This is a genomic window from Arthrobacter sp. TmT3-37 (assembly GCF_054510835.1).
In genome coordinates, this window is record NZ_JBTNDU010000002.1 from 421452 (window position 1) to 445716 (window position 24265).

Annotated in this window: 25 protein-coding genes; 12 read left to right on the top strand and 13 right to left on the bottom strand. The window is 70.9% G+C overall.

Going from position 1 to position 24265, the window contains the following annotated elements:
- Positions 1-10 precede the first annotated feature (10 nt).
- The 3 genes from galK to ACX80U_RS04765 are packed head-to-tail and all read right to left on the bottom strand — an operon-like array spanning position 11 to position 3080.
- A complete protein-coding gene (gene galK, locus ACX80U_RS04755; protein WP_459267589.1) occupies positions 11-1165 on the bottom strand; it encodes a galactokinase in 1155 nt (384 codons plus the stop codon).
- Positions 1162-2286, bottom strand: coding sequence for a galactose-1-phosphate uridylyltransferase (galT, locus tag ACX80U_RS04760; protein WP_459267590.1), 1125 nt, complete (start codon positions 2284-2286; stop codon positions 1162-1164). Before galT ends, galK begins: the two co-directional genes overlap by 4 nt.
- Positions 2283-3080 (bottom strand): DeoR family transcriptional regulator, encoded by a 798-nt coding sequence (locus tag ACX80U_RS04765; RefSeq protein WP_133081992.1) that lies wholly within the window; start codon positions 3078-3080, stop codon positions 2283-2285. The genes galT and ACX80U_RS04765 overlap by 4 nt, the downstream gene beginning before the upstream one ends.
- A 126-nt stretch (positions 3081-3206) precedes the next feature.
- Here ACX80U_RS04765 and ACX80U_RS04770 point away from each other — a divergent pair, with 126 nt between their 5' ends.
- Genes ACX80U_RS04770 through ACX80U_RS04785 form a run of 4 tightly spaced genes read left to right on the top strand, consistent with a single transcriptional unit; the run spans position 3207 to position 7400 of the window.
- On the top strand, positions 3207-4118 hold the full coding sequence (locus tag ACX80U_RS04770; RefSeq protein ID WP_459267591.1) for an aldose 1-epimerase family protein: 912 nt from the start codon (positions 3207-3209) through the stop codon (positions 4116-4118).
- Positions 4119-4152: 34 nt separating this feature from the next.
- A complete protein-coding gene (locus ACX80U_RS04775; protein ID WP_133081994.1) occupies positions 4153-5484 on the top strand; it encodes an AI-2E family transporter in 1332 nt (443 codons plus the stop codon).
- A gap of 41 nt (positions 5485-5525) precedes the next feature.
- Complete coding sequence (gene ilvA / locus ACX80U_RS04780) at positions 5526-6785, top strand: threonine ammonia-lyase (protein WP_133082267.1); 1260 nt, start codon at positions 5526-5528, stop codon at positions 6783-6785.
- A gap of 12 nt (positions 6786-6797) precedes the next feature.
- Positions 6798-7400, top strand: coding sequence for a rhomboid family intramembrane serine protease (locus tag ACX80U_RS04785; protein WP_459267592.1), 603 nt, complete (start codon positions 6798-6800; stop codon positions 7398-7400).
- 6 nt (positions 7401-7406) lie between these two features.
- Here ACX80U_RS04785 and greA read toward each other — a convergent pair whose 3' ends face one another.
- Both greA and ACX80U_RS04795 read right to left on the bottom strand, forming a co-directional pair.
- Positions 7407-7898: a transcription elongation factor GreA gene (gene greA, locus ACX80U_RS04790; protein ID WP_133081996.1), complete on the bottom strand. Its 492-nt coding sequence runs from the start codon at positions 7896-7898 to the stop codon at positions 7407-7409.
- 204 nt (positions 7899-8102) lie between these two features.
- Entirely contained in the window at positions 8103-8537 is a 435-nt protein-coding gene (locus ACX80U_RS04795; RefSeq protein WP_459267593.1) for a DUF4307 domain-containing protein, read from the bottom strand.
- Positions 8538-8607: 70 nt separating this feature from the next.
- On the opposite strand from ACX80U_RS04795, the gene mca reads away from it, so the two are divergent.
- Positions 8608-9531, top strand: a complete 924-nt coding sequence (gene mca, locus ACX80U_RS04800) for a mycothiol conjugate amidase Mca (RefSeq protein WP_459267594.1) — start codon at positions 8608-8610, stop codon at positions 9529-9531.
- Between the two features lie 82 nt (positions 9532-9613).
- On the top strand, positions 9614-9931 hold the full coding sequence (locus ACX80U_RS04805; RefSeq protein ID WP_459267595.1) for a hypothetical protein: 318 nt from the start codon (positions 9614-9616) through the stop codon (positions 9929-9931).
- Positions 9932-9958: 27 nt separating this feature from the next.
- Here ACX80U_RS04805 and trhA read toward each other — a convergent pair whose 3' ends face one another.
- Positions 9959-10711, bottom strand: coding sequence for a PAQR family membrane homeostasis protein TrhA (gene trhA, locus ACX80U_RS04810; protein WP_133081998.1), 753 nt, complete (start codon positions 10709-10711; stop codon positions 9959-9961).
- A gap of 182 nt (positions 10712-10893) precedes the next feature.
- On the opposite strand from trhA, the gene ACX80U_RS04815 reads away from it, so the two are divergent.
- Both ACX80U_RS04815 and ACX80U_RS04820 read left to right on the top strand, forming a co-directional pair.
- The gene (locus ACX80U_RS04815) at positions 10894-11661 is read left to right on the top strand and encodes an isoprenyl transferase (protein ID WP_133081999.1); all 768 of its coding nucleotides are present in this window, start codon (positions 10894-10896) and stop codon (positions 11659-11661) included.
- Positions 11662-11940: 279 nt separating this feature from the next.
- Positions 11941-13251, top strand: a complete 1311-nt coding sequence (locus ACX80U_RS04820; RefSeq protein ID WP_459267637.1) for a PhoH family protein — start codon at positions 11941-11943, stop codon at positions 13249-13251.
- A gap of 91 nt (positions 13252-13342) precedes the next feature.
- Here the strand turns inward: ACX80U_RS04820 and ACX80U_RS04825 are convergent, their stop codons facing one another.
- Complete coding sequence (locus ACX80U_RS04825; protein WP_459267596.1) at positions 13343-14098, bottom strand: hypothetical protein; 756 nt, start codon at positions 14096-14098, stop codon at positions 13343-13345.
- Positions 14099-14155: 57 nt separating this feature from the next.
- Here ACX80U_RS04825 and ACX80U_RS04830 point away from each other — a divergent pair, with 57 nt between their 5' ends.
- The gene (locus ACX80U_RS04830) at positions 14156-14662 is read left to right on the top strand and encodes a prepilin peptidase (RefSeq protein WP_459267597.1); all 507 of its coding nucleotides are present in this window, start codon (positions 14156-14158) and stop codon (positions 14660-14662) included.
- A gap of 5 nt (positions 14663-14667) precedes the next feature.
- Complete coding sequence (locus tag ACX80U_RS04835; RefSeq protein WP_459267598.1) at positions 14668-15138, top strand: NUDIX hydrolase; 471 nt, start codon at positions 14668-14670, stop codon at positions 15136-15138.
- 80 nt (positions 15139-15218) lie between these two features.
- Here the strand turns inward: ACX80U_RS04835 and ACX80U_RS04840 are convergent, their stop codons facing one another.
- From ACX80U_RS04840 to ACX80U_RS04860, 5 genes are all read right to left on the bottom strand, one after another.
- Entirely contained in the window at positions 15219-16919 is a 1701-nt protein-coding gene (locus ACX80U_RS04840) for an MDR family MFS transporter (RefSeq protein ID WP_459267599.1), read from the bottom strand.
- Positions 16916-17599, bottom strand: a complete 684-nt coding sequence (locus ACX80U_RS04845) for a TetR/AcrR family transcriptional regulator (protein ID WP_459267600.1) — start codon at positions 17597-17599, stop codon at positions 16916-16918. Before ACX80U_RS04845 ends, ACX80U_RS04840 begins: the two co-directional genes overlap by 4 nt.
- 86 nt (positions 17600-17685) lie before the next feature.
- On the bottom strand, positions 17686-19161 hold the full coding sequence (locus ACX80U_RS04850; RefSeq protein WP_459267601.1) for a class II fumarate hydratase: 1476 nt from the start codon (positions 19159-19161) through the stop codon (positions 17686-17688).
- A 22-nt stretch (positions 19162-19183) separates the two neighbouring features.
- Positions 19184-19798 carry a carbonic anhydrase gene (locus tag ACX80U_RS04855; protein ID WP_133082007.1) on the bottom strand — a complete coding sequence of 205 codons (615 nt, stop codon included), beginning with the start codon at positions 19796-19798 and terminating at the stop codon, positions 19184-19186.
- Between the two features lie 26 nt (positions 19799-19824).
- Positions 19825-20562, bottom strand: a complete 738-nt coding sequence (locus ACX80U_RS04860) for a DUF4245 family protein (RefSeq protein ID WP_133082008.1) — start codon at positions 20560-20562, stop codon at positions 19825-19827.
- A gap of 154 nt (positions 20563-20716) precedes the next feature.
- On the opposite strand from ACX80U_RS04860, the gene glpX reads away from it, so the two are divergent.
- Positions 20717-21769, top strand: coding sequence for a class II fructose-bisphosphatase (glpX, locus tag ACX80U_RS04865; protein WP_133082009.1), 1053 nt, complete (start codon positions 20717-20719; stop codon positions 21767-21769).
- Positions 21770-21826: 57 nt separating this feature from the next.
- Complete coding sequence (locus ACX80U_RS04870; protein WP_459267602.1) at positions 21827-22870, top strand: lipid II:glycine glycyltransferase FemX; 1044 nt, start codon at positions 21827-21829, stop codon at positions 22868-22870.
- Here the strand turns inward: ACX80U_RS04870 and manA are convergent.
- Entirely contained in the window at positions 22867-24222 is a 1356-nt protein-coding gene (gene manA, locus ACX80U_RS04875) for a mannose-6-phosphate isomerase, class I (protein ID WP_459267603.1), read from the bottom strand. The two genes, ACX80U_RS04870 and manA, sit on opposite strands and share 4 nt — an antisense overlap.
- Between the last annotated feature and the right edge of the window lie 43 nt (positions 24223-24265).

Consider the following 24265-nt stretch of genomic DNA (forward strand, 5'->3'; position numbering starts at 1 on the left):
CTGGAAGCTCTCAGGCGATCCGGGCCGCACCCGCACCGGGCAGGACGCTGAAGATGACCGGTGCCCGGAAACCGGCCGCGGTGAAGGCGGCTTCGACGGCGTCCCGGATGGCCGGGACGTCACCGACCCGCGCCAGGGCGATCGCGGCACCGCCGAAACCGCCACCGGTCATGCGGGCACCGATGGCTCCCGCGTCGAGCGCCGCGTCCACCGCCGTGTCGAGTTCTGCACAGGAGATCTCGAAGTCGTCGCGCATCGAGGCGTGGCTCGCCACGAGGAGCGGGCCGATCTCCGCGGGTCCCTTCTCGGTGAGCACCTTCACGGTGTCCTCCACCCGGGCGTTCTCGGTCAGGATGTGCCGGACGCGCCGGAACGTCTCCTCGTCCAGCACGCCCGCGGCCTCGGCCAGGTCCCCGACCGACAGGTCCCGGAGCGCCGGGACCCCCATGAGCTCGGCACCGAGTTCGCAGGAGCGGCGGCGCGCCGCGTATCCACCCGTGGAGTGGGAGTGGCTGACGCGCGTGTCGATGACCATGAGCTCCAGTCCGGCGCCCTCCAGGTCGAGCGGCACGAGCCTCGACTCCGTGGTGCGGCAGTCGAGGAAGACCGCATGCCCGGCCTCGCCGAGCAGTGATGCGGACTGGTCCATGATGCCGGTGGGTGCGCCCACCATGCGGTTCTCGGCGAGCTGTCCTATCGCTGCGAGCTCACGCCGGGAGACCCCGGCACCCGACAGTTCGTTCGCGGCGACGGCGACGGAGCACTCGAGCGCGGCGGACGAGGAGAGCCCGGCGCCGACCGGCACGGACGAATCCACGAGCAGGTCCATCCCGGGGCAGCGGTGACCCGACTGCTCCAGTGCCCAGAGGACGCCGAGCGGATAGGCGGCCCAGCCCTGGACGCCACCCTCCTCCAGCGAGTCGAGATCGGCCGTCACCGGAGCGTCATCGGGCGCGAACGTCGACGCGACCCGCACGATCCGGTCCGGACGCACCGCGGCCGCGACCGTCGTCGAGTGCTTGATGGCGAACGGCAGCACGAAGCCGTCGTTGTAGTCGGTGTGCTCGCCGATCACGTTCACGCGTCCCGGAGCGGACCAGAGGCCGTCCGGTTCGCCGCCGAAGCGGTCCGTGAAGGCTGCTGCGAGGTCGGTGGGGGAGTTCATGCGGGATCCTTCCGGGTGGCGGGAGTGGCGCTGCGCAGTGCTTCCGCGACCTTCTCCGGGGTGGTGTCGTTGATGAAAGCCCCCATGGCGGCTTCCGAGCCTGCCAGGAACTTCAGCTTGTCGGCGGCGCGCCGGGGCGAGGTCAGCTGGAGGTGCAGATAGCTCGCGGGCCGGAGGGCGTCGTCGATCGGAGCCTGCTGCCACGCCGCGATGTACGGCGTGGGGGTGGGGTAGAGGGCGTCCAGCCTGCCCAGGAGCTCCAGGTAGACCGTGGTGAGCTCGTCCCGCTCCTCGCCGGTCAGACCCGCGATGTCGGCCACCCGGCGGTGGGGGACCAAATGCACCTCGAGCGGCCAGCGCGCCGCGAAGGGGACGAAGGCGCTGAAGTGCTTCCCCTCGATCACCATGCGGTCCCCGGAGGCCCGCTCGGCGGCCAGGGCGTGGCCCAGGAGCGTCTGCTTCCCGCCGGAGGCCTCGAAGAACTCGGCCGCCCGGGCCGCGAGGGTCGCGGCGCGGGGCGGGATGAACGGGTAGGCGTAGATCTGGCCGTGGGGGTGCAGCAGGGTCACGCCGATGTCCGCGCCGCGGTTCTCGAAGCAGAAGACCTGCTTGATCCCGGGCATGGCGGACAGTGCCTCCGTGCGGTGGGCCCAGGCGTCGATGACGGTCCTGGCACGCTGGGGGCTGAGGGAACCGAAGGAGCCCTCGTGCGCGGAGTCGAAGGCGACCACCTCGCACCGGCCGTACGCCGGCGCCGTCGTACCCCACTCGGACGTGGCCGGGAGGTCGCCGAGATCCGGGCCGAAGGAGGAGAAGCGGTTCTCGAACACCACGACCTCGTAGTCGGTGGGGATCTCCGACAGGTTCGAGGGCGTCGTGGGGCACAGCGGGCACTGGTCCGCCGGTGGCAGGTGCGTCCGGGACTGGCGGTGCGCCGCGACGGCGATCCACTCGCCGGTCAGGGCGTCGTAGCGCGCGGTCCCGGCCGGCCCGCGCGGCGGGAGCCCGCGGGTGTCATGGGTGGCCGCCGCGTCGCGGTGCAGGGCGGCGCTGCCCTCGAGCGCATCGAAGTAGATCAGCTCTCGCCCGTCGGACAGGCGAGTCGGGGTGATGGAGGTCATGGGCGCTCTTCCAGGTGGGGGTCGGGGACGGGATCGCAGAGGATGCGGGTCAGGGCGGCGTAGTCGTCGTCGGGCTGCCGATCGGTGACCAGCACGGCAGCGGCATCGAGCGCGGAGACGCGGGCGAGGCTCACCACGCCGAGCTTGGTGGAGTCCGCGAGGATCACGAGCTTGCCGCAGGTGCGCGCGAACGCCCGGTTCGTGTCGGCTTCGGCGAGGTTGGGGGTGGTGATGCCGGCGGCGGTGTCGACGCCGTGGGCTCCCATGAAGCACAGGTCCGCGTGGAGGGACGCGATGGTGCTGGTGGCGAGGGGGCCGACGAGCGCCTTGGACGGGGTGAGCTGGCCGCCCGAGAGGAGGACCTGCGGGGCCTCGGCGGGCGAGGCCGCGTGCAGGCGGTGGAGCTCGTCCGCCAGGGGGAGCGAGTTGGTGATGACGGTCAGGCCCTGTACGCGCGACAGCAGGGGCGCCAGGGCATACGTGGTGGTCCCGCCCGTGATGGACACCGTCATGCCGGGGACCAGGAGCGAGACCGCCGCCGCCGCGATCTGCTCCTTCGCCCGTCCGCCCCTCGTGCGGTTGACGTCGAAGCCGGCCTCGACCGAGCTCAGGCTGCCGGGCCTGACCGCGCCGCCATGGACGCGGATCAGGGCGCCGCGGGCCTCGAGGGTGTCGATGTCACGCCGGACCGTCATCTCCGAGACGCCGAGTGCGAGCGCGAGTCCGCTGACCCGGACCGCGGGCTGGTGCGTGAGGCGCTCGAGGATGGCTGCGTGCCGTTCCGCTGCGAGCATGGTCCTCCTGCCTCACCCCGAGGACTCGAACGAGTCCGAACTAAAACGAACAAAACTTATCATAGGGGGAGATGCCAGTGCCGGGAACCGATCGGAGGTCGCGACAACCGGCGGTAGCATCGCAGCATGACGCACTCCCGGCTCGCCAGCGGCACCAACCACATCCTGCGGGCCGGCTCCTCGACGGTCGTCGTCGCCAGCCTCGCCGCCGCCCTGCGGTCCTACGAGCGCGACGGCGTCGCCCTCACGGAGACCTGGGGCGACGGCGACATCCCGGCCGGGGGCGGAGGAATCCTCCTGGCGCCCTGGCCCAACCGCATCGCCGGAGGCCGCTGGACCCTCCACGGCAAGGAGCAGCAGCTCGACATCACCGAACCCTCGAAGGGCAACGCCAGCCATGGGCTCCTGCGCAACACGGGCTACCGGGCCGTCGATGCCGCTCCGTCGCGCGTGGTCCTGGAGGCGGAGGTGTTCCCCCAGCACGGCTACCCGTTCCACCTGGTGCACCGGGCCACCTACGAGCTCACCCAGGAGCAGCTCACCGTCACCCAGGAGCTCACCAACCTCTCGGACGACGCCGCCCCGTTCGCGCTCGGTGCCCATCCCTACCTCAGGATCTCCGGTGTCGCGACGGAGGAGCTCACCCTGACGGTGAAGGCGCACGAGATGTTCGAAGCGGACGACCGGTCCATCCCGACGGGGAAGGTCGCCGTCTCCGGGGACTCCGACCTGCGCGAGGGCCGGCGCGTCGGGGACCTCGGCATCGACACGGCCTTCACCGCCCTGGAGCAGGTCGGCGGCCGGCACGAGCATGTTCTCGCCGCGCCGGACGGCCGGCGCGTGACGCTGTGGGCCGACGCGTCGTTCACCTACGCGCACATCTTCGTGAGCACGGTCTACCCGGGTGTGAGCACGGCCGTCGCGATCGAGCCGATGACGGCGCCGGCCGATGCCTTCAACTCGGGGGAGGGTCTTCGCTGGCTCGACCCGGGCGCGTCGTTCTCCGCCGAATGGGGCATACTGCCAGGTCTCGGATAGGGAGCGCCAGGGCCTTCTATGGAAAGATTGGCCCATGCAGCGTCTCCCCGGAGCGAATCCCCAGCGCGCCATCCAGCGCGCCGTGAGCCGCGGCGCCGCCGCGCTGCCCGACCCGCTGCCACGGCAGCCTGCTGAGCTCCGGCAACGCCCGCGACCCGACGACCGCAACGACGTCCCCTTCGCGCTGCGCGTGGCCGCGTCCTGGTCCTGGCGGCTGGGGCTCGTCATCGTCATCGGGGGCGTGCTGATCTACCTGCTCGGCAGGGTCTCCCTGCTCGTCATCCCGCTCATGATCGCAGGGCTCCTCGCCGCGCTCCTCCTGCCGCTGAAGAAGGCGCTCCAACGACGACGGGTGCCGGACGGCCTGGCCGTGGCGATCACCCTCGTCGGCTTCTTCGGACTCATCACGGCCGCACTCCTCCTCGTCGGACGGCAGCTGGCGCTGGGGTTCGGCAGTCTGTGGGGCGAGGCCCGCGCCGGCATCCAGCAGATGCTGGACTGGCTGGCGCAGGGACCCCTGCAGCTCACGGCATCGCAGATCGACCGGTACCTGCAGGACCTCGGCGACGCAGCTCAGAACAACAGCGCCTCGATCCTCAGCGGCGCGCTGTCCTTCGGGACCACGGCGGGCCACGTCGCCGCGGGCTCGCTGCTCACGGTGTTCGCCCTCATCTTCTTCCTGCTCGACGGCGGGCGCATCTGGCGCTTCGTCGTCGGACTCGCACCCGTCCGCGCCCGGGCGGCCGTCGACGGCGCGGGGCGCAGGGGCTGGACGTCCATGGCCGGCTACGTCCGGGTCCAGATGCTCGTGGCCGGCGTCGATGCGATCGGTATCGGCGTCGGTGCGGCGATCATCGGTGTCCCGCTGGCCCTGCCGCTCAGCGTCCTCGTGTTCCTCGGGTCCTTCATCCCCATCGTCGGCGCGCTCGCCACGGGGTCCGTCGCCGTCCTGCTCGCCCTGGTCGCGAACGGCTGGGTCAACGCCCTCGTGATGCTCGCGATCGTCCTCCTGGTCCAGCAGCTCGAGGGGCACGTCCTGCAGCCCCTGATCATGGGACCGGCCGTCGCACTGCACCCGCTCGCCGTCGTCCTCGCGGTGGCCGGCGGCACGCTCCTCGCGGGCATCCCGGGTGCCCTCTTCTCCGTCCCGATCCTCGCGGTCCTCAACACCTCGGTGCGCTACATCGCCCAGCGGGCGTGGGAGTACGATCCGGTCGTCGCCCCGGGTGCCCTGCCGCGCAGCGGAGGGTCCGGCATTAGCAGGCCGGCGACGACGGAGGACATGCTCCCGTCGTCACCGGCCAGCACCCCGGAACCTCCCGCCGCCCAGCCGGCGACAGCCCTCCAGGAAGAGATCTCCCAGTGACCGAGCAGACCGTAGCAACCACCCCCACCGCGACCACCGTGCTGGACTTCCCCGACGGCACCGACCTCCCGGTGACCCTCGCCGACGTCGAGGCCGCCCAGCGTACCCTCGAGGGCGTCATCGCCCGCACGCCCATCGAGCAGTCACGGGCACTCGGACGGATCACGGGATCCAGCGTCTCGTTCAAGTGCGAGAACCTCCAGCGGGCGGGGTCCTTCAAGGTCCGCGGCGCGTACAACCGGATGGCGCAGCTCACCGAGGCGGAGCGCGCCCGCGGCGTCGTCGCCGCGTCCGCAGGCAACCACGCGCAGGGCGTCGCCGTGGCCGCCGCCCGGCTCGGCATCGCCGCCCGGATCTACATGCCCCTCGGGGTGGCCCTGCCCAAGCTCGCCGCGACGCGCGGGCACGGCGCAGAAGTGGTGCTGCACGGGCACAACGTCGACGAGGCGCTCGCCGAGGCCAAGAAGTACGCCGACGAGACCGGCGCCGTCTTCGTCCATCCGTTCGACAACGTGGATGTCGTGGCGGGGCAGGGGACGCTCGGTCTCGAGATCCTGGAGCAGGTGCCCGACGTCGACACCATCCTGATGGGTGTCGGCGGTGGCGGCCTCCTCGCCGGCGTCGCCGTGGCCGTCAAGGCGCGTGCGAAAGAGCTCGGCCGGGAGATCCGCATCATCGGCGTGCAGGCCGAGAACGCGGCGGCCTATCCGCCCTCCCTGGCCGCCGATGCCCTCGTCCCCCTGACCAAGGTCTCGACGATCGCGGACGGTATCGCGGTCGGCCGCCCCGGCCAGCTGCCCTTCTCGATCATCCGGGAACTCGTGGACGACGTCGTGACCGTCAGCGAGGACTCCCTCGCGCGGGCGCTGATCTTCCTGCTGGAGCGTTCGAAGATGGTCGTCGAGCCCGCGGGCGCCGTGGGGGTGGCGGCCCTGCTCGACGGGAAGCTCACCGAGAACGGCGCACGACCCGGCAACACCGTCGTCGTGCTCTCGGGCGGCAACATCGATCCGATGCTCATGCTGAAGGTGATCCAGCGCGGACTCGCCGCGGCGGGCCGCTACCTCGTGGTGCGCATGCTGCTCGACGACCGGCCCGGCTCCCTGGCCACCATCTCCCGGATCATCGCCGAGTCGGACGCCAACGTCACCGGCGTGGACCACACCCGGGTGGGCGGATCCATCAGCATGGGCGACGTCGCGATCACCATCAACATGGAGACCAAGGGCGACGAGCACTGCGAACAGGTCCTCAGCAACCTGCGCGCGGAAGGCTTCCAGCCCCAGGTCATCCAGGGCTGAGGAGCCTCGGCGATGACACCCCTCGCCCGGCGGGCCCGGACGGGGCTGGTCACCGTGGCCGGCCTCGTCGCCGTGATGTGGGCGGCACTCCTCCTGGACGCGGTCCTCGGGAACGGCCTCGTGCGCACCCTCGGGATCGCACCGCGGCGGCTGGAGGGTCTCGACGGCGTGGTGTTCGCTCCACTGCTGCACTCCGGCGCGGGGCACCTGGCCGGCAACACCCTCCCGCTGCTCGTCCTCGGGTTCCTGGCCTTCCTCGAGGGCGCACGCCGCTTCCTCGTGGCGATCGGCGTCAGCTGGATGGCCTCGGGCCTCGGCACGTGGCTCTTCGGCGGAGGACTGACGATCGGGGCGTCGGGCGTCGTCTTCGGCCTCTTCACCTACCTCGTCACGCGCGGGTTCTACAACCGGGACTGGAAGCAGATCCTCCTCGCCGTCGTCCTGTTCGCCGCGTACGGATCCATCCTGTGGGGCATCCTGCCGGTCGTCGGTACGAACATCTCGTGGCAGGCGCACCTCTTCGGCGCGCTCGGCGGCGTACTGGCGGCGTTCCTGCTCAGACGGGAGCGGCCCGCCCCCGGAGGGACGGACCGCTCCTGGTCCGGGCAGGGCTAGCCGGCCTCAGCCGACGTACGGTGTCGCCGAGATGATCTCGACGGTGATCTGCTTGCCGTTGGGCGCGGTGTAGGTGACGGTGTCCCCGGCCTTCGTGCCCTGGATCGCGGCGCCCAGCGGGGACTTCTCGCTGTAGACGTCGATATCGGTGTCGCCGGCCACCTCGCGGCTGCCGAGGAGGAAGTTCTCGACGTCGCCCGCGATCTTCGCGGACACCATCATGCCGGGCTCGACGACGCCGTCGTCGGCGGGTGCCTCGCCCACGTGCGCGTTGTTCAGCAGATGGGTGAGCTGCCGGATGCGTGCCTCGGCCTTGCCCTGCTCCTCCTTGGCGGCGTGGTAGCCGCCGTTCTCCTTGAGGTCGCCCTCGGAGCGGGCCTGCTCGATGCGGGCCACGATCTCGGTGCGGCCGGGACCGGACAGGTGCTCCAGCTCGCTCTTGAGTCGGTTGTAGGACTCCTGTGTGAGCCAGGCGACGGGTGCGCTGTGAGTGGACACGGGATATCTCCTTCGGTACGGCCTCCACCGGTCGGGGCGGGGCGTGTGGTCGCTTCACCGGGGAAGGGCGGGGCCGTCACCACCGGCAAGCAAACACCCCGCCTCCTGGGACCGGAAGGCCGGTGCACCGGTGAAGCGGGGCGATACGTATCCCTCCAGTCTAGAGGGGGGAGGGCCATAACCCAAGAAGGTCGGCTCCCGGGCTCAGTCCCCGACGATCCAGCAGGCGTTGACGCCACCCGAGACGGCAGGCGAATCGGTGCGGACATCGACGCGATGAGCGGTGGTGCCGCCGTCGTTCACGCCCTCGTCGGCGCTGTTCGGACCGATGGTGACCACCTTCCAGCCGACCACCGCGTAGTTCTCGCTCAGCACCTGGACGGCGCACTGTGCCGTGTCCGAGCGGTCCTTCGTCACTTCGAAGTCGACGCCGGCCCGGCCCTCCGAGGAGAGGGAGAACCCGACGTCCTTGGAGGAGACGGCGGGGCTCCCGGTGGTCAGGGCGACGGCGGCGACCGCGGCCACGGCCGCCAGGACCGCCGCGACGACCAGCATCCGCACGCGGCCCATCGGCTTCTTCGGCTTGGGGGTGCCGTAGCGATTGGCTACTCTTGGTGTTGGCGTATCGGCGGAGCTCACGCTCCCATTTTACCGTCCCCACGGCGGCCCCTCCGGCCGTCCCCTTCCCGCATCGAGCCAGGAGCACGTGTTGTCGAGCCAGGACCATCCCCGCGTGTCCCAGAAGGGCTTCCGCCTCCTCGCGGTCCATGCCCACCCCGACGACGAGTCGAGCAAGGGCGCGGCCATGATGGCCCGCTACGTCGCGGCAGGAGCGGAGGTGCTGGTCGCGACCTGCACGGGAGGCGAGCGCGGCGACATCCTCAACGCGGCGATGGACGACGACCCGCATGGCAAGCGCGACCTCCCCGGCCTGCGCCGGATCGAGATGGCGCGGGCCGTCGCCGAGCTCGGCGTGCAGCAGCGGTGGCTCGGCTTCACCGACTCCGGGCTGCCCGAGGGCGATCCGCTGCCCGACCTGCCCTTCGGCTGCTTCGCGCTCCAGCCCCTCGAACGCGCGGCGGCTCCGCTCGTGAAGCTCGTCCGCGAGTTCCGTCCGCACGTGATCATCAGCTACGACGAGAACGGCGGCTACCCGCACCCCGACCACATCATGGCGCACCGCGTGGCGGTCGAGGCGTTCGACGCCGCGGGTGATCCGGAGCGGTATCCCGGGACGGGTGAGCCGTGGGCGCCGGCCAAGCTCTACTACGACCGCGCCTTCAACCCCGAGCGCTTCCGTGCGCTGCACTTCGCGCTCGAGGAGGCGGGCCTGCAGTCGCCGTACGCCGAGCGGCTCGCGCAGTGGCTGGAGGCGGACGCCGAAGGCCACCAGCCTCCCGCCCCCGTGCACCCCACCACCACCCAGATCGACTGCGGCGACTTCTTCGGGCACCGGGAGCGGGCTCTCCTCGCGCATCGGACGCAGGTCGACCCGGAGGGCTTCTTCTTCGCCGTGTCGGTCGAGCTGCAGCAGAAGGTGTGGCCGTGGGAGGACTACTCCCTCATCACGTCGCGGGTCGGGTCCTCCCTGCCCGAGGACGACTTCTTCGCGGGCATCACGCCGGAGTCCTAGGTCCGCGGTCGACTTCTATCCCGCGTAGAATTGCTGGCGGCGGGCTGCTCGGCCCGCCGCGAGCTCCGAAAGTGGTGGATGCGTGTTCCCTTCCCTCAGCCTGGCTGCAGCGACGACGCCGTCGGGCGACCCGACGCTGAAACCGGGGCTGGATCCGTCCTCGGTGACGCCCGGCACACTGGGTTTCCTCGCGACGCTGTTCGTCGTCGTCCTCGTGATCTTCCTGATCCGGGACATGGTCAAGCGCATCCGGCGCGTCCGCTACACCGCGGAGGTGGAGCAGGCCCGTGCGGAGCGGGGGATGACGGACGGTACGCCCGACGGGGAGGGTCGGTTCCGGGGCCCGGACGACATCGGCCGTCCAGGGCCGGGCGGGAAGCACGGCCCGGACAACCGCTGACGACGCTCGGGCAGGGCTGCGTGCCGGTCAGCCCCGGATCGGGTCCGTCACGGCGAGCATGATCGCGATGAAGTGGGCCGCGAAGGCCGCCACCGTGAAGGCATGGAAGAGTTCGTGGAAGCCGAAGACGCGCACCGAGAAGTTGGGGCGCTTGATCCCGTAGAACACCGCCCCGGCGATGTACAGGACGCCGCCGACGCAGATCAGGACGGCCGCGGGCACGTTCGCGGCGAAGAAGTCGGGCATGTAGAACACGGACGCCAGGCCCAGGGCCACGTAGACCGGCACGTAGAGCCAGCGCGGTGCGTGGACCCACAGGTTGCGGAACAGGACGCCGGCGATCGCGCCGCTCCAGATGATCCACAGCAGCGTCCCGGCCTTGCCGCGCTCGAGCAGCGCCCAGGCCAGCGGCGTGTAGGAACCGGCGATCACGAGCATGATGTTCGTGTGGTCCAGCCGCTTCAGGACCACCTTGACGCCGGGACTCCAGCTGCCGCGGTGGTACACCGCGCTCACGCCGAAGAGCAGCACCCCGGTCAGCGCGTAGACGGCGGAGGCGATCCGGAGTCCCGGGGTCGGGGCCAGGACCACGAGGACGATCCCGGCCGCGACGGCCAGGGGGGTGGCGACGGCATGGATCCAGCCTCGCCAGAGCGGCTTGGTCGCGATCGCGTCCGCGAGGGGACCGGCCACCGCGTCCACCGCATTCCCGAGGGCCGTGTCAGGGCTGCCGGCGGGATCCGGCGGGCCCGGGACGGGGGCGGGACGGCGCGGGGTCATGCCTCGGATTCTAGCCGATCCGGAGCTAGGTTACCCGCGGGTAACCTCGGGTCCACGGGCTCCGAACGTCCCTGGTCGGCCTGGTGTCAGGCAACTGCCGGTACGGTAGGAGGGGGCACAGGGAGCCCGCATCGAGAATCTCCTCCGGCCGGGCCGGAGCCGACCAGGGGAGGCAGCCGGGCGTGACGTGGAAGTTCCCCGAGGTCGGCTACAGCTTCTACGAGCGCAGGCTGCAGCGACACCTCGCGCCCGAGCGCATCCCGCACCACATCGGCGTCATGGTGGACGGCAACCGTCGGTGGGCGAAGCTCGCGGGTGCGCCGACGAGCCACGGGCACCAGGCCGGTGCGGACAAGATCCACGAGTTCCTGGGCTGGTGCGAGGAACTCGGCGTCGACGTCGTGACGCTGTACATGCTCTCGACGGACAACATGGGCAGGCCCCAGGAGGAGATCGACCAGCTCCTCGACATCATCGCGAACACCCTAGACCGGCTCGGCGAGAGCAACCGGGTGCGGGTGCAGCCCGTGGGCGCCCTCGACCTCCTGCCCGACGACCTCGCGGAAAAACTCGTGGGCCTCGCGGCATCGACCGAGAAGATCGACGGCCTCCACGTCAACGTCGCCGTGGGGTACGGGGGCCGGCGGGAGATCGTCGACGCCGTGAAGGAACTGATGCGCGACGCCGCGGCGAAGGGCATGTCCCTCGAGACCCTCGCCGAGGAGCTGACGGACCAGCACATCTCGTCCTTCCTCTATACGCGCGGCCAGCAGGATCCGGACCTGGTGATCCGGACGTCCGGCGAGCAGCGGCTCTCCGGGTTCCTGATGTGGCAGAGCGCGTACAGCGAGTTCTACTTCTGCGAGGCGCTGTGGCCCGATTTCAGGCGCGTCGACTTCCTACGGGCGCTGCGGGACTTCGGCCGCCGCCAGCGCAGGTTCGGGTCCTGAGAGTTCACCGGACCGTAATGATCGACATGCCGGAGAGACCTGCGCCGCGTCTCCGGACGGCGTAGGGTCTAGCCATCGGGTGGCGTTCAGATCCCCCGATGGAAGGCCGCTGATGACGCCGACGGTGCTGACAGGCATCTCGTACGAGTCGGGGAGGCCGCGACCGGCCTCCGGGCCGGATCGTCCACCCCACCCTACGAATTCGGGGTGTGCGCACCCCGGAGCGGAGTTTCTGTGGCTACAACCACCACGTCCCACCAGGACGCGACCACCGGGACCATCGACACGGCCGCGGCGGCCGGCCGTCACAGCTTCGTCCTCGACACATCGGTCCTGCTGTCCGACCCCCGCGCGATCCTGCGGTTCGCCGAACACGAGGTGATCCTGCCCGTCGTCGTCATCTCCGAACTGGAGGGGAAGCGCCACGACCCCGAGCTCGGGTACTTCGCACGGAAGGCCCTTCGGCTGCTGGACGACCTCCGGGTGGAGAACGACGGACTCGACAGGGCGATCCCCATCGGGGACGAGGGCGGGACGCTGCGCGTCGAACTCAACCACGTCTCGCCCGAGGTGCTGCCCGTGGGCTTCCGGAGCGGTGACAACGACTCGCGGATCCTCGCCGTGGCCAAGAACCTCGCCGTCGAGGGGCGGGACGTCACGGTGGTCTCGAAGGACCTGCCGATGCGCGTCAAGGCGTCCGCGATGGGCCTGCGGGCCGACGAGTACCGCAACGAATTCGTGAAGGACTCCGGCTGGACGGGCGTGGCGGAACTCGAGGCGACGGTCGAGGAGGTCAACGCCCTGTACGACCACGCAGCCGTCTTCACCCCGGGAGCGGCCGAACAGCCGGTGAACACGGGCGTGATCATGCTCTCCCCGCGCGGCTCCGCGCTGGGACGGGTCGGGACGGACAAGCAGGTACGGCTCGTCCGGGGCGACCGTGACGTCTTCGGGCTGCACGGGCGTTCCGCCGAGCAGCGCCTCGCGATCGACCTGCTGATGGACCCCGAGGTGGGGATCGTCTCCCTGGGCGGCCGGGCGGGTACCGGCAAGTCCGCCCTGGCCCTGTGCGCGGGCCTCGAAGCGGTCCTCGAACGGCGGGAGCACCGCAAGGTGGTGGTCTTCCGCCCCCTCTACGCCGTGGGCGGCCAGGAACTCGGGTACCTGCCGGGCAGCGAGAACGAGAAGATGAACCCCTGGGCGCAGGCGGTCTTCGACACGCTCGGGGCCCTGGTGTCGCAGGAGGTCGTCGAGGAGGTGATGGACCGCGGCATGCTCGAGGTGCTGCCGCTCACCCACATCCGGGGCCGTAGCCTGCACGACTCCTTCGTGATCGTCGACGAGGCGCAGTCCCTCGAGAAGAACGTGCTGCTCACGGTGATGAGCCGTATCGGGCAGAACTCGAAGATCGTCCTGACCCACGACGTCGCGCAGCGCGACAACCTGCGCGTGGGACGGCACGACGGCATCGCCGCCGTCGTCGAGATCCTCAAGGGCCACCCCCTCTTCGGGCACGTCACCCTGACGCGGTCCGAGCGTTCACCGATCGCGGCCCTCGTCACCGAGCTGCTGGAGGGTGCGGAGATCTAGGCACGCAGGACCGGGCATCCGCCGGCGTCGTCCCGCCGGCGGACGGAGGTCCGGTCCGGGCAGGGGAACCGGTGTGGACCCCGGAAGGGGTTCAGCCGACGACCCAGGGGACGTGCCGGCTCACGTCGCTGAGCTCCGGGGGCGCGGCGCGGAAGTAGTCGTCCGTCAGGTACTCGTCCACCCCGAGGATCTGGAGGTCGTGGCCGGCGCCCCACGCCGGTCCGTCGAGGGCCGTCGTCGAGACGCAGACCGCCGTGCCGAGGTCGATGGCGACACGCGTCGCGCCCGGCCCCACGAGCGGCCTGCCCGGAGCGGCGGACACGTACGAGGCGTTCGGCCGGACGGCGGCGGTGAGGACGGGCCGGCCGGCGAAGCTCCCCTCGGCGAGGTCCTGCACCTCCACGCGCTCGGCGCCGGGGAACGCCATGGCCACCGGGGCGTTGCCGGCGAGCTCGACGGGATCGAGCATCGACGACCAGCGCGGATCGGCGAACACCGCCTCGCCGTAGGCCGCCTCGGGCCGGCGCCGCACCAGCCCGGCGTCGTCGTACACGGGTGTCACGAGGCGCGGCGCCAGGAGCCACGACTTCCGGGTCGCGCTGACGTAGAGCGCGTCGCGGGAGGTCTCGTTGCCCGTCGTCGAATGCAGCAGCGAGCCGTCCGCGGCTTCCACGCGGAGCGCCGCGGGCCGGCGGAGCCAGGCCTTCAGGGGTGCGGGGGTGTCGAGGCCCTGCTCCGACGGCGCGCGCCACGTGATGGTGAACCGGAGGGTCTCCCAGCGCCAGGGGGAGGAGCGGCAGAGCGAGCGGAACGTCTCCTCGGAACTGGAACTGTGCTGGGCCGACATTGCCACAGTCTAACCGGCTGCCCCTCCCGGGATCAGGGGGTCGCGTAGCGTGGGGGCGTGATCGTCGTGCTCAGCGGATACCTGGGGGAGGAGCCCGTCGCCTTCGCGTTCCTGGCCCTCGCACTCGCGGCCTTCGTCGTCGTCGGCCTGCGGCTGGGCGTGATCGACTGGCGCACGCACAGGCTCCCGGACCGGATCGTCCTGCCCGCCTATCCCGCGGCCGTCGCCCTGCTCGGGGCAGCGGCGGGGACGGCAGGGGAGTGGTACCGGATCATCGGGATGGGAGCGGGCGGAGCCCTGCTGTGGGCCGCCTTCGCAGCGCTGCACCTGCTCTTCCGGCGGGGGCTGGGTCTCGGCGACGTGAAGCTCGCCGGACTGCTGGGCCTCTACCTGGGGTTCGCGGGCTGGCCGGGACTGTGGTGGGGACCCGTCGTCGCCGTCGTGCTGGCCGGGGCCTGGAGCCTCGCGCTCGTGGCGTCGCGCCGGGCGACCCTCCGCAGCTCCGTGCCGTTCGGGCCCTTCCTCATCACGGGAGCGGCCCTGGCGCTCGCCGTACTACGCTGAAACCCGTGGCCACCCCGGAATTCGTCCTCGCCCTGCGCAGCAAGATCGGCCACGACCCGTTGTGGCTGCCCGGCGTCGGCGGCGTGGTGTTCGACGACGCAGGGCAGGTGCTCCTCGGCCGGCGCGCGGACAACGGCCGGTGGGCCATCATCACGGGCATGGTCGATCCGGGCGAGCAGCCGGCCGTCGCGCTGCGCCGGGAGGTGGAGGAGGAGACCGGCGTCGTGGTCGAGGTCGAGCACCTGCTCGCCACCGGCGTCGACGGTCCCGTCACCTTCCCCAACGGCGACGTGTGCACCTTCCTGACCCTCGACTTCCGGTGCCGGTGGGTGAGCGGCACCGCGCGTGTCAACGACGACGAGTCCCTCGACGTCCGCTGGTTCCCGCCGGACGCGCTGCCGCCCCTCACGCCACGGCACCTCGCGCTGATCCGGCAGGCGGAGGCGTTCGACGGGCTGACCCGCTTCGTCCGCTGACGCCGCTGACGACGCCGGCCCGGCAGCCCTCCGTCCGAGGGGCTGCCGGGCCGGTGAGGGGCTCGGGTGCGTGCGCGGGGTCAGGACCCGGGCCGCTCCGAGGAGGTGTCGCGAGGCACCCCGAACTGCGGGTCCGACGGCGTGGCGGCGACGGCCACCCCTGACGAGCGTCCAGCGGACGCCGCCGCGGCACGCTCCCGCTCCAGGCGGTCCGCTTCCTCCCCGCCGATCGCCTCCCCGCGGGCGACCATGCCCGAGGTCTCGGACAGCGGGATCTCCCGCAGCAGGAGCGCGAGCACCAGGGCGATCACGAGGAACGGCACGAGATAGAGGAACACGGGGGCCAGGGACTCCGCGTAGTCGCTCACGACGGCTTCCCGCAGCTGGGCGGGCAGTGCGTTCAGGGCGGCCGGGTCGAGGGTCGAGGTCGCCTCGCCGGCGGCCTCGGGGCTCGCGCCGGATGCCGCGAACGTCTCCCGCAGCCGCTCGGAGAGGCGGCTGGTGAAGATCGCCCCGAAGACGGCGACGCCGAGCGACGCACCGACCTCGCGGAAGTAGTTGTTGGTGCTCGTCGCGACACCGACCATGGTCGGCGCCACCGAGTTCTGCACCACGAGGACGATGACCTGCATGATGAGGCCGAGCCCCGCACCGAAGAAGAACAGCATGGTGCAGATGACCCAGATCGGGGTGTCGGCGATGAGCGTGGACATCCAGAGCAGCGTTCCGAGCGTCAGCGAGACACCGATGATCGGGTACTTCCGGTACCGGCCGGTGCGGGAGATCGCGATGCCCGAGAAGATCGACGTTCCCATGAGACCGACGATCATCGGGACGAGGAGCAGGCCGGAGACGGCCGCCGAGGTGCCGGACGCCATCTGGAGGAAGGTCGGCATGAAGGCCAGGGCGGCGAACATGCCGAGGCCGAGGGTGAGCCCGATCCCGGTGCTGGTGACGAAGGTGCGGTTGCGGAAGAGCCCGAGCGGGATGATGGGATCCTCCGCGCGGCGTTCCACCAGGACGAAGCCGACCGCCGCGAGGACCATGCCGGCGCCGAACGTCCACGTGAGCGGTGAGGTCCAGCCCTCGGCGGCGTCTCCGCCGAAGTCCGTGAAGAAGATGAGGCAGGTCGTGGCGACGGACAGCAGGACGACGCCGGGGATGTCGATCCGCCGGGTGGCCTTCTTCGACGGCAGTCGCAGGGTGAACCAGGCGATGGCGAAGGCGGCGATCCCGACCGGGATGTTGATGTAGAAGGCCCAGTTCCAGGTGAGGTGGTCCACGAAGTAGCCGCCGAGGAGGGGGCCGGCGACGGCACTGAGGCCGAAGATGCCGCCGAGGGGTCCCATGTACTTGCCACGCTCGTTGGCGGGGACGATGTCGGCGATGATCGCCTGGGAGAGGATCATCAGGCCGCCACCGCCGAGGCCCTGGATGGCACGGAAGACCACGAAGGCCCAGAAGTCGGTGGCGAAGGCGCATCCGACGGAGGCGATCGTGAAGAGTGCGATGGCGAAGAGGAAGAGGTTGCGCCGTCCGAGGACGTCGCCGAACTTCCCGTAGATCGGCATCACGATGGTGGTGGCCAGCAGGTACGCCGTCGTGATCCACGTCTGGTGCTCGACGCCGCCGAGCTGGCCCACGATGGTGGGCATGGCCGTGGAGACGATGGTCTGGTCGAGGCTGGAGAGCAGCATCCCGGCGATGAGCGCCGAGAAGATGATCCAGATGCGCTTCTGCGTCAGGAGGAGCGGGCCGTCCGGCGCCGTCGTTGTACTCATGCTGGTTCCTGGTTCTGCGAGAGATCGGGAGTGGGGTCAGGAGAGGGGAAGAGGTAGCGCAGGCCGTCGACCATGCGGGAGAACACCTGCGCGTAGGTCGACTCGTTGCCCTCGGCGAAGAACTCGTCGAGGGACCGGCGGGCGAGCTCGCCGAGGACGACGGTCGCGACACGGGCGGTGGGATGACCGGCGGGCAGGCCCTCGCGCGTGGCGATGAGCTCGGTCAGGAGCTGGGACTTCGACTCCGCCCGCGCGAACATCCGCGCCAGGAGCTGTGGCTCCCGATGGAGCACGGCGGACATCGTCGCGTACTCCTCGCGCGAGATGCTGATGCGGCTGCCGAAATCCACGAACAGGGTGGTGAGGGCCTCGAGGAGGGGGACCGGCGGGGTGGTCCGGCCGGAGTCGACGAAGTCCGCCAGCAGCTCCTCCGACAAGCCCTCGTCCGCATGCCCGAGGACGGCGTCCTCCTTGGAGGGGAAGTAGTTGAAGAACGTCCGGCGGGAGATGCCGATCTCCTCGCACAGCTGTTCGACGGTGAACCCGTTGAGGCCGTGCTCGAGGGTCAGGCGGCGGGCGGTGGCGACGAGCGATGCCCGGGTCCGGCGGCGCTTGCGCTCCCGCAGTCCCAACCCGTCACTTCTTGCACTGACACTCATGGAGTACATATTTGCACTCATGCTTGCATGGTGCAAATTGACGGCGGGCAAGGAAAAGGGGGCGCACCACTGCGTGGTACGCCCCCGGTCCTCCGGCCTGCTGCGGGTCAGGCCTGCGGCGGCCGCGTCATCGACAGCACGTCGAGGGCCGAGTCCAGCTGCTCCTCGGTGAGCTCGCCGCGCTCCACGAAGCCGAGCGCGACCACGGCCTCACGCACCGTGAGCCCCTCGGCGACGGCCTTCTTCGCGATCTTGGCCGCGTTCTCGTACCCGATGTGCTTGTTGAGCGGTGTGACGATCGACGGCGACGCCTCGGCCAGGAAACGGGCCCGCTCGACGTTCGCGGTGATGCCGTCGATCATGCGGTCGGCGGAGACCCGCGTCGAGTTGCTGAGCAGGCGGATGGACTCGAGCACGTTGCGGGCGATCACGGGGATGCCGACGTTCAGCTCGAAGGCGCCGTTGGTGCCGGACCAGGCCACCGTGGCGTCGTTGCCGACGACCTGGGCGCAGACCATGAGCACCGCTTCGGCGATGACCGGGTTGACCTTGCCGGGCATGATCGAGGAGCCGGGCTGCAGGTCGGGGAGGGCGATCTCGCCGAGGCCCGTGTTGGGCCCGGACCCGAGCCAGCGCAGGTCGTTGTGGATCTTGGTGAGCGAGACGGCGATGGTCCGCAGCATGCCCGAGACCTCGACGAGGGCATCGCGGTTCGCCTGGGCCTCGAAGTGGTCGCGGGCCTCGGTGAGCGGCAGCCCGGTGTCCTCGGCGAGGAGCTCGATGACGCGCGCCGAGAACCCCGCGGGGGTGTTGATGCCGGTCCCGACGGCGGTGCCGCCCAGGGGCACCTCGGCGACGCGGGGCAGCGATGCCTGGATACGTTCGATCCCGTAGCGCACCTGCGCCGCGTAGCCGCCGAACTCCTGGCCGAGCGTGACCGGCGTGGCGTCCATGAGGTGCGTCCGGCCGGACTTCACGACGGTGCTGAACTCCTCGGCCTTACGCTCCAGCGCTTCGGCGAGGTGCGCCAGGGACGGGATGAGGTCCTTGACCAGTGCGGAGGTCGCCGCGACGTGGACCGAGGTCGGGAAGACGTCGTTGGAGGACTGCGACGCGTTGACGTGGTCGTTCGGGTGGACCGACGTGGTGCTGCCGGCCGCTTCCAGCGCCCGGGTCGCAAGGGTCGCGATGACCTCGTTGGCATTCATGTTCGACGACGTGCCGGAACCGGTCTGGTAGATGTCGACGGGGAAGTCGCCGTCGTACCTGCCGGAGACCACGTCCTCCGCTGCCGCCTCGATGGCCCGGGCGCGCTCCTCGTCGAGCACGCCGAGTTCGGCGTTCGCCGTCGCCGCGGCCTTCTTGATGCGGGCGAGGGCCTCGATGTGGGCCCGCTCGAGCGTGGTGCCGGAGATCGGGAAGTTCTCGACGGCACGCTGCGTCTGTGCGCGGTACAGGGCGTCGACCGGGACGCGCACCTCGCCCATCGTGTCGTGTTCGATGCGGTACTGCGCATCCTCCGTGCCGGGCGTCGCGCCGGTCGTGGAGCTGGAATCAGGGCTGGCTGCAGGCGTTGGAGTCATGCGGCAATTCTCGCCTTCTCCGCTACAGTGCGCCAAATCCCGACACGAGCACGGCCTTGCCCTCGTCGAGGCGGTAGGAGACGCCGATGACGGCGACGGAACCGTTCTCCACGGCCTCCGCGATGACCCGCGAGCTGTCGACGAGCCGCCCCGAGGTCTGCTTCGTGTGCTCGATGACCGTCGCGTTGATGTCGGTGATGCCCTCCCTGCGCGCCGTGAGGACGGACGGCGTGATGCGCTCCACGAGGTCGCGGATGAATCCGACGGGCATGTCCCCGGTCTCGACGGCGTTCATGGTCGCCGTGACCGCCCCGCAGCTGTCGTGGCCGAGGATGACGATCAGCGGCACGCCCAGGACGCTGACGCTGTACTCGAGCGAACCGAGGACGGCGTCGTCGATCACCTGGCCGGCCGTCCGCACCACGAAGACGTCGCCGAGGCCGAGGTCGAAGATGATCTCCGCCGCCAGGCGCGAGTCCGAGCAGCCGAAGATGACGGCGAACGGGTTCTGGTCGTTCACGAGGGCCGTGCGGCGGGAGGCGTCCTGGTTGGGATGGGAGACGTCGGAGGCGACGAAGCGCGCGTTGCCCTCCTGGAGTCGGAGCCAGGCCGCGGCGGGCGTCAGTTGCTGAGTCACGCCGCCCACTGTACTGGTCCGGTCCGTCACGATCCGTCCGTGTCGGAAGATGACAGGCGCTCGGCCTCCTCGACCGCGTTCTGCCGCACGTCCTCGATCACCGCACCGCCGAGGGTGTCGAACTCGGTGAGGGACGCCTCGCCGTTCAGGACCACCGTGGCGCCGTCGACCTCGGACGTGAGCACGGTGTCGCCGTCCGGCGCGTCGAGGAGTTCCCACTCCAGCCCGCCGATGGACCGCGTGCCCGACACCTGGGCGTCGCCCACGCGCTGCGCCAGCCAGGTGGGGTTGGCGTCGTCGGTCTGGGTCAGCTGGATGAAGCCGCTGTCCGCCGTGAGGAAGCCGACCTCCCAGAAGTCGACACCGTCGCTGCGGCCGGTCACCCAGCGGGCGTAGTTCGAGGACCAGCCGTCCGGGAGCCCCGGCGAGGCCGGCAGGTAGCCGGCGTCACCCGCGGCCTGCCTCGCGACGGTCGCGACGTCGACGTCGCGCCGGTACGTCTCGGCCGTGTAGGTCGGATTCAGGAAGTAGACGGGCAGGACGACGGCGATGGTCGCCCCGGTCGCGATCAGCATGCCGCGGGCCGTCGAGCTGGCACGCTTCGCCTGGTTCGGCGTCAGGGTGATCGGGGGGGCGTCGTCGTCCAGGTCCTCGTCGGACCGCGCGTCGCCGCCGGGCCGCGGCCCGCCCGGTACGGCCGCCTGCGCGCCGGAGGGGCGGGTCTCGGGGTCCGGGGTCGTCCGCTCATCGCTCGAATCGCTCACCCGTCCATTTTCGCTGATGCCCGGCGCCCCGCCTAACCGGAAGGGCCCGCGCGGACGCGTACGTATGCAGCGTCACAGGTCCGGGGGCGCCGGGCCAGCCTATGATGACAGCACGGAACTGATACGTCCGCGTACTGCCTGACCACCTTCGACGATGAGGATAGCCGTGTCCCAGAACGCAACGAATGCCCAGTACTCCACACTGTCTCCGGCGCTGGCCGTCGGGGACGACGAACCGGACCGGAACCTCGCGCTGGAACTCGTCCGCGTGACGGAGGCCGCGGCGATCGCGGGCGGCCACTGGGTCGGCTTCGGGGACAAGAACCTCGCCGACGGCGCGGCGGTGGACGCCATGCGCTCCCTGCTGCAGACCGTCCACTTCAACGGCGTCGTGGTGATCGGCGAGGGCGAGAAGGACGAGGCGCCCATGCTCTTCAACGGTGAGCGCGTGGGTGACGGCAGCGGACCCGAGTGCGACGTCGCCGTCGACCCCATCGACGGCACCCGCCTGACGGCGCTCGGCATCAACAATGCGCTGGCCGTGCTCGCGGTCGCCGAGCGTGGCTCGATGTTCGACCCCTCGGCCGTGTTCTACATGGAGAAGCTCGTCACCGGCCCGGAGGCCGCGGACATGGTGGACCTGCGCCTGCCGGTCAAGCAGAACCTGCACCTCATCGCGAAGGCGAACGGCAAGAAGGTCAGCCAGCTCAACGTCATGATCCTGGACCGGGACCGCCACAAGCCGCTCGTGGAGGAGATCCGCGCCGCCGGTGCGCGCACGAAGTTCATCATGGACGGCGACGTCGCCGGGGCCATCGCGGCCGCCCGGGAGGGCACCGACGTCGACGCCCTCATGGGCATCGGCGGCACTCCGGAGGGCATCGTGGCGGCGTGTGCCATCAAGTCCCTCGGCGGCGTCATCCAGGGCAGGCTCTGGCCCACCAGCGACGAGGAGAAGCAGAAGGCCCTCGACGCCGGCCACGACCTCGACCGGGTGCTCTCGACCAACGACCTCGTCACGAGCGACAACTGCTACTTCGCCGCCACCGGCATCACCGACGGCGACCTGCTGCGCGGCGTGCGCTACAGCAAGGACAAGGTCCTCACGCAGTCCATGGTCATGCGCTCCAAGTCCGGCACCATCCGCGTGGTCGACGGCGAACACCAGGCCCACAAGTGGGAGACCTACGCCCGCATCAAGGACTAGCGCCGCGGGCGCGCGGCCGGAGCGGGAACCGCCCGTGCGCCCCTATAGGCTGGTCGGATGAGCCTTTCCGTAACGCCCTGCTCCGACCGCGCCCTGTGGGACACCACCGTCGAACGGCTGGGAGGCCATCCCCAGCAGCTGTGGGGCTGGGGCCAGACGAAGGCGGCGCACGGCTGGAGCGTCGACCGGGTGCTCGTCGCCGAGGACGGTGCGGTCATCGCTGCAGCGCAGATCGTCCTCAAGACCCTGCCGCTCCCGCTGCGGAACCTGGCCTACATCCCGCGCGGTCCCCAGACCGGTCCGGGGCGGGAGGTCGAGGTCCTCGAGGCCGTCGCCGGGTACGTGCGTGCTGCCCACCGTTCCGTCGCGCTCTCCATCGAACCGGACTGGGACGCCACGAGCGGCGCCGTCCTCGCCCTGCCCGCCGCAGGCTGGAGGCCGAGCACGAACACCATCCTCATCGGGCGCACGCTCATCCTCGACCTGCACCGGTCGGAGGAGGAACTCCTGGCGGACATGAGCAAGAAGCACCGCCAGTACATCCGCAAGTCCGGGCGGGAGGGCCTCGAGATCCGGCGGGTCGTCCGCAGCGAGATCGCTGCCTGCCTCGACGTCTACCGGCTGACGGCGGAGCGCGCGGGGTTCGGGATCCACGAGGACTCCTACTACCTGGACATCTTCGACAATCTCGGCGACGCCTCGCCGGTGTACGCTGCCTTCCACGGCGAGGACGTCGTCGCGTTCCTGTGGCTCTCCTCGACGGACACCACGAGCTTCGAGCTCTACGGCGGCATGACGGACGAGGGCGAGCGGCTGCGCGCGAACTACGCGCTGAAGTGGTTCGCGATCTCCGAGATGAAGGCGTGCGGGGTCCGGCGCTACGACTTCAACGGACTGCTGAACGACGGCGTCTCCCGCTTCAAGATGGGCTGGGCGCACCACGAGGACCAGCTCGCCGGCACCTGGGACCTGCCGCTCTCGCCGTTCTACCCCCTGTTCAGCCGTGCGCTGCCGCTGGCGAAGCGCGGCATGCAGGTGGCGCGCCGGCAGGGCGGTCGCCTCCTCGGCAGGGTGCGGCAGGTGCGGGCGGGGCGCTCCTAGCGGGCAGGCGTCCCGCCGGCCGTCACGGCGAAGGCCAGGACGGGGCCGCCGGTGGCCCCGCGGGCGTCGGCCGCAGGGCGGACGACGAGCGGCGCCTCCGATGCGGCGACGAAGGCGCTGCCCCCGCGGGGGACCGACAGGGTCGAGTTCGGGGTGTCCAGCAGGATCGGTCCACTGACCGCGAGGACCACCACGGGCCCGTTCTGGACCACCGGCACATGGGCGGGAGCGACACTCGCGCCGGCCGGCAGTGGGCTGTCCCCCCGGTCGTCGTCGCCCCCTGATCCGCCCGCGGGATCCGCAGCGGGGTCCGCCAGGACGATCCGCTGGAGCTGGAACTCGTCGAAGGGCGGGCGGTACAGCTCCTGGTCGAGCAGCGAGTACTCGGGGGACAGGGACGGCGGGGCGAGGGGCTCGAACACCACGGTGGACAGCAGTTCCGCGGCGTCGACGTGCTTGGGCGTGAGTCCTCCGCGGAGGACGTTGTCCGACGACGCCATGACCTCGATGCCCAGTCCGCCGAGATAGGCGTGGATGTTGCCGGCCGGCAGGTAGAGGGCTTCCCCGGGCCGGAGCACCACGCGGTTGAGCAGCAGCGCCACGAGCACACCCGGATCTCCGGGGTACTGGGCCGACAGCTCGCGGACGGTGGCGATGTCGCCGTCGAACCCGTCGGCCCCGTCGGCCCCGGCCGGCCCTCCGCTCGCCCGGTCGGCCACCGCCGCCTCGACGTCCGCCACCACCTCCTGCGGCGCCTCGAGCAGCAGTGTGAAGGCCGTCCGCAGAGCCTCGCCGCTTCCTGCTGCGAGCTGCGCGGCCACCGTGTCGAGCAGGTCCTGCGCGGCAGAGCCGGGTCCGACGGCCGCGGCCAGGAACGTGAAGATCCCCACCGCCTCCGGCAGGGGGCGGAAGCCGCAGAGCGCGTCGAAGGACGTCAGCGCGAAGATCAGCTCCGGCTTGTGGTTCCGGTCGCGGTAGTTGCGGTGCGGAGCATCCTGCGGGACGCCGGCGGCCTCCTCGGCGTCGTACCCCGCCGCAGCCTGCGCCAGACTCGGGTGCACCTGCAGGGACAGCGCGGAACCGGCCGCGAGCACCTTGAGGAGGAAGGGCAGCCGCCCGTCGAAGCGTGCGGCAACGGCCTCGCCCAGGAGCCTGTCCGGGTCGTCGGCGATCAGGTCGTGGAGGCTGGTCCGGCCCCCGTCGGGCTGTACCACCTGCGACGGCGAGTCCGGGTGGGCACCGACCCAGAGCTCGGCCTCGGGTCCGCCCGAGGGTTCCCTGCCGAGCAGGTCCGCGATGGCGCGTTCCGAGCCCCAGGCATACGGGCGGAGGGTGTTCTCCAGGAGGTACATCGTCTTCCGTCCTTCGGCTCGGGGTGGTCGTCGGGCTCGCCGC